The sequence below is a fragment of the Micromonospora sp. 15K316 genome, assembly GCF_004348525.1.
In the GTDB taxonomy this organism is placed as follows: Bacteria; Actinomycetota; Actinomycetes; order Mycobacteriales; family Micromonosporaceae; genus Micromonospora.
The window spans coordinates 1-4,597 of sequence record NZ_SMKG01000329.1; the positions used below are offsets into that span (position 1 = coordinate 1).

4 protein-coding genes are annotated in these 4,597 nt (G+C 76.2%); 2 read left to right on the forward strand and 2 right to left on the reverse strand.

Annotation, left to right across the window (positions count from 1 at the left end; all coding sequences use genetic code 11):
* Positions 1 to 39 precede the first annotated feature (39 nt).
* Positions 40 to 966, forward strand: a complete 927-nt coding sequence (locus E1211_RS30780) for an alpha/beta hydrolase (RefSeq protein WP_132353537.1) — start codon at positions 40 to 42, stop codon at positions 964 to 966.
* A complete protein-coding gene (locus E1211_RS30785) occupies positions 963 to 2,099 on the forward strand; it encodes an acyltransferase (RefSeq protein WP_132353539.1) in 1,137 nt (378 codons plus the stop codon). The genes E1211_RS30780 and E1211_RS30785 overlap by 4 nt, the downstream gene beginning before the upstream one ends.
* Before the next feature lie 621 nt (positions 2,100 to 2,720).
* Here the strand turns inward: E1211_RS30785 and E1211_RS30795 are convergent.
* Together E1211_RS30795 and E1211_RS30800 are read right to left on the reverse strand one after the other, a co-directional pair.
* Complete coding sequence (locus E1211_RS30795; protein WP_132353543.1) at positions 2,721 to 3,671, reverse strand: VWA domain-containing protein; 951 nt, start codon at positions 3,669 to 3,671, stop codon at positions 2,721 to 2,723.
* Positions 3,668 to 4,597: DUF58 domain-containing protein (locus E1211_RS30800; RefSeq protein WP_132353545.1), on the reverse strand; the 930-nt coding region annotated here is incomplete at its 5' end. The genes E1211_RS30795 and E1211_RS30800, both read right to left, overlap by 4 nt.

A 4,597-nucleotide genomic window follows, 5' to 3' on the forward strand; every position in this document is an offset into this window, starting at 1 on the left:
AGATGTGTATAAGAGACAGCCTCCGGAAGGGAGAACGCGATGCGCTGGACCGAACCGACCCGAGCCGTGCTCGCCGTCCTGCTCGGCGCCGGCCTGCTCCTCGGCCGGCCGGCGCCCGGCGCGGCGACGGGGTTCGTCGAGGACTACCCGGTCACCGCCGCGGCGATGCGCACGGCCGGCCCGCCGTACGCCGACTGGGCGGCCCGCGGACGGCGGTTCCTGCTCTTCGACCCCCGCGGTGACGGCCGCGCCGTCGAGGTCCTGGGCGACCTGGGCACGGCCGACCGCGTCGCCGTGCTGGTGCCCGGGGTGGGCAGCACGTTGCGCGACTTCGATCGGGGGCTGGGCGGGGTCGCCCGGCGCGCTCCGGCCGGGCAGGCCCGCGCCCTCTACGCCGCACTGCGGGCGGCGGACCCGGGCGCGCGGGTGGCGGTGCTGGCCTGGCTCGGCTACGACGCGCCCGACGGCGTGCTCGCGGCCGCCGGTCCGGCCCCCGCCCACCGCGGCGCCGTCGCGCTGCGGGCGACGCTACGCGGGCTGGCCGCGCACCACCCGTCGGCCAGGGTGACCGTGATCGGGCACAGCTACGGCGCGCTGGTCGCCGGGCTGGCCGTCGACCGCGCGCCGGCACAGGTCACCGACGTGGTGACCCTCGGCGGCGTCGGGACCGGGGTGGACCGGGCCGGCGGGCTCGGCCCGGGCCGGCGGATCTGGGCGGCGGAGGCGCCGGACGACTGGATCCGCCGGGTGCCGCCGGTACGGCTGCCCGGTCTCGGGCACGGCCGACGACCGGCCGACCCGGAGTTCGACGCCCGCCCGCTGCCGGTGGACGGTGTGCACGGGCACGACGGCTACCTCGCCCCGGGCACCGGCACGCTGGCCGCGGTGGCGTCGGTCGTGCTCACCGGCAGCTCGGTCACCGGCGCGGCCCGCACCGCTCCCGCCCCGATCGGAGCGGCCCCGTGACCCGGGACCGGCCCGTCGACGCGCTGCGCGGGTACGCCGTGGCCGCCGTGGTGCTCGGACACTGGCTGGTGACCGGTCTGGTGCTCACCGGCGACGGATCGCTCGGCCAGGCCAGCCCGCTCGCCGCGATGCCCGCCCTGGCCCCGGTGACCTGGCTGTTGCAGGCCCTCGGCCTCTTCTACTTCACCGCCGGTTTCGCGTCGGCCCGCTCGGCCGCGCGGTACCGCTGTGGCCAGGGCCGCTGGCTCGCCCGCCGCCTGCGCCGCCTCGTGCTGCCCGCCGTCGCGCTGCTCGGCAGCGGTGCCGCGGTGCTGCTGGCGGCGACCGTGGCCGGCGTCCCGGACGACACGCTCGGCGTCGCGCTGACCCTCGCGGTGAGTCCCCTGTGGTTCCTGCTGCCGCTCTGCGCCCTGGTGGCGCTGACCGGCCCGCTGCGGGCAGCCGTACGCCGGTGGGGGGCGTGGTGGTGCGTCGTGCCGGCGGTCGCCGTGGTGGCCGGCGCCGACCTGGCCGACCGGCTGCTGCCGGCGGTCGGCGGGCTGCTGCCGGTGCGCCTGCTGGCCGCCTGGGCGATCCCCTACCTGCTCGGCCTGGCGTACGCCGACGGGCGACTCACCGGGCGCAGACCGGCGGCCGCGCTGGCGGTCGGCGGCGCGGGGACGCTCGCCGTCCTGATCGTGGCCGGGTACCCGGCCAGCGCCGTCGGCGTGCCCGGCGCGGCGATGTCGAACCTGAACCCGCCCTCGCTCCTCGCGGTCGCCCTGGCCGTCACCCAGATCGGGGTGGGGCTGCTGGCCCGCCCGGCACTGCTGCGACTCACCCGGCGGCCGTGGCCGGCCCGGGCGGTGCAGGTGGTGAACCGGTACGCGGTGCGGATCTACCTCTGCCACCAGCCCGTCCTGGTCGGGGTCACCGCGCTGGCGGCCCACGTGGGCGGACCGCTGCCGGGGCTGCACACCGCCCCGGACGGTCCGCGCTGGTTGCTGGCGCGCGCATGCTGGCTGCCGCTGCTCGCGCTGGTGCTGGCGGCGCTCGTCCACCGACGCCCCGCCACGTCGGCCCGGTCGCCTTGGCCGTCGACGCTCGACGGGCCCCGCCACGCCGGCCCGTCCGGGTGGACCCGCCGGATGTGAGGCTCTCTCCGCCCGGGTATATGATGTTCATCGTTCCGAGCCCCGCCGACCGCAGGAGGTGATCGCTGTGCGAGATAGCGATCCTCCCAGTCGTGGCCGGGCCGATCGTCAGCCCCGCTGAGCCACGGCTGCAGCAGGTGAGCTGACCCAGCTCCGCTCCCGCACGTCACCCCTCCCGGCCCTCCGGTCGGGGCGACGTCCTGCGCCGTCCGTCGTTGCGGGCGGTCCCGGGAGCCTCCCGGTCACGAGTTCGTGTGTGCGTCCTGTTCCACCCCACGGCCCCGGCGCGTCCGAGGCCGCCAAGTCGCCACTCGGAGTCGACCATGAGTCGTTACGTCGCCCCGCTGGGGTTCACCCTCGCCGCCGTCTGGGTGGCGGTCCTCTTCGTCCTCGCCGGGCGCTGACCCGGCCGGCCGACGGCGAGGAGGCGTCGGGAGGCGCGAGCCACGACGCCGACCCGGAGCGGGCCGCTCGCCCGGATGATTGATCACCGCATCGGCCCGGTCCGGGAGAGCCCGCAGCCGCCCGGATCGTCCGTCACATCCGCGACGGGCTGCGCGACGTCCGGTTGGTCGCGCCCGCGGGACAACCTTTCTGACCTCGCTCTCCTCGTCCCGGCCGTCACAGCATCCGGGACGACCAGAGCAGACTCAGCGCGCCCGCGCAGAGCGCGAGCAGCAGCGCGACGCCCGCGTACCACTGGGTGATCTCCCGGGGCTCCGTGCGGAACCCGATCGAGCTGCCCATGTCCTGGTAGACCTGCTTCAGCTCGGTCACCGAGGCCGCCTCGTAGAAGTAGCCCTCGGTCGTCTCGGCCAGCTCAGCCAGGGCCAACCGGTCCACCGGCACCCGTTGCAGCTGCCCGCCGATGTCCACCTGCCCGCCGTCGGTGCCGAACGCGATGGTGGAGACGGGCACGTTCGCCGCCTGCGCGGCCGCGGCCGCCTCCTCCACGGCGCGGCCCGCGGTGCGGTAGCCGTCGGAGAGCAGCACGATCCGGGCCGGCGGGATGCCGGCGGCGCCGTCGGCGGGCACCGACCGGATCGCCTCCAGGCAGGTGAAGACGGCCTCTCCCGTGGCGGTCGCCTCGGCCAACACCAACCCGTCGATCGCGCTGGTCACCGCGCCCCGGTCCTTGGTCGGCGGCACCAGTACGTTCGCCGACTTCGCGAAGGAGACCAGCCCCAGGTTGTAGCTCTCGGGCAGCTCGTCGACGAACTGCTTCGCCGCCTCCTGGGCGGCCTCCAGCCGGTTCGGCGCCACGTCGTCGGCCTGCATCGACAGCGACACGTCGATCGCGAGCATGACTGTCGCCCGCTCCAGCGGCTCCTTGGTGTCCACCGCCGGCCGGGCCAGCGCGGTGGCGAGTACGAGCAGGCAGAGCAGGAACGCGGTCGCCGGCACGTGCCGCCGCCAGCCGAGGCCCTTCGGCGCGAGGGTGCGCAGCAGCTCCACGTTGGTGAAGCGCATCGCGTACGCGCGGCGGTTGCGCTGCCGCCACACGTAGAACGCGGCGAGGGCGAGCACCGGCAGCACGGCCAGCAGCCACCACGGTTGCACAAAACGGATCATCGTGTCGTCCCTCGGGTGCGGGTGTGCCGCTGCGCGGCCACGAAACGCACCATGTCCAGCAGCCAGTCTCGGTCGGTACGCAGGCGAAGGTGCGCCGCCCCGGCGGAGCGCAGCGTCGCGGAGATCTCCGCGCGCTGGGCGGCCGCCGCCTCGGCGTAACGGTGGCGCAGACGCGGGTCGGCCGTCTGCACCTCGTGCAGCTCGCCGGTCTCCGGGTCGACCACCGGCAGCACGCCCACGTCGGGCAGCTCCAGCTCACGCGGGTCGACCACCTCGACGGCGAGCACGTCGTGGCGTACCCGCAGCTTGCGCAGCGGCCGGCTCCACTGCGCGGGCGGGGCCAGGAAGTCGGACACCACCACCACCAGGCCACGCCGGCGGGGCGGCCGGTTCAGCATCTCGATCAGGGCGCCCAGGTCGCCGCGCCCCGGCCGCAGTTCGGTGCCGGCGACGGCGCGGAGCAGGCCCTGGGCCTCCCGGCGGCCGGAACGGGCGGGCAGTCGGGTCAGCACGCCGGGGCCGGCGGGCGGCGGGACGCCACGTCGGCGGCCGGCGGGGGCCGCTCCCGCCCCGGTGCCGATCACCGCGCCGACCCGGTTTCCCCCGCGTACGGTCAGGTGGGCGATCGCGGCCACGGTGGCCACCACCACGTCCCGCTTGAGCCACCTGCCGGTGCCGAAGTCGAGGCTCGCGGAGAGGTCCACCGCCAGCCACGTCTCCAGCTCCCGGTCGGCGACGGTCCGCCGGACGTGCGCGGTGGTGGTACGCGCGGTGACCGGCCAGTCCATCCGGCGTACGTCGTCGCCGGGGCGGTACTCGCGTGACTCCCCCGCCTCGCTGCCGGGACCGGGCAGCAGGCCGACGTAGTCGCCCTGCAGGAGCCCGTCGAGCTTGCGGGTGACCAGCAGTTGGAGGCGGGAGAGGAC

Excerpts from the sequence above, each read along its gene's own strand:
- E1211_RS30780 (WP_132353537.1), top strand. The coding sequence starts at position 40 with ATGCGCTGGACCGAACCGACCCGAGCCGTGCTCGCCGTCCTGCTCGGC.
- E1211_RS30795 (WP_132353543.1), bottom strand. The coding sequence starts at position 3,671 with ATGATCCGTTTTGTGCAACCGTGGTGGCTGCTGGCCGTGCTGCCGGTG.